The sequence below is a fragment of the Psychrobacter sp. W2-37-MNA-CIBAN-0211 genome, assembly GCF_040309405.1.
Taxonomy (GTDB): domain Bacteria; phylum Pseudomonadota; class Gammaproteobacteria; order Pseudomonadales; family Moraxellaceae; genus Psychrobacter; species Psychrobacter glaciei.
The window spans coordinates 1-246 of sequence record NZ_JBEOOU010000468.1; the positions used below are offsets into that span (position 1 = coordinate 1).

Annotated in this window: 1 pseudogene; it reads right to left on the bottom strand. The window is 63.8% G+C overall.

The window, feature by feature from the left end:
• Positions 1-246: pseudogene (locus AAEY72_RS15910) on the bottom strand (succinylglutamate desuccinylase/aspartoacylase family protein); the annotation flags it as partial.

Consider the following 246-nt stretch of genomic DNA (forward strand, 5'->3'; position numbering starts at 1 on the left):
GTGTAGAGGTGCATCACCGCATCGCTGTCGCAGTGCAGGTCGAGCACGATGTCGGCGTCGAACGACAGCTTCTGCAGCGCGAGGCGCTGCGAATCGAGTTCGGTGCGCGGTTTCTGTTCGTCGAGCGCTTCGCGCATCGCGGTGCGTACGACCGCGAGATTGCGCTGCGCGTCGTTCGTGAGGCGGTCTTCGACGCGCGGCAGCACGAGCGCCGCGAGATCGTAGAAGTTACGGTTGAAGTTCTGC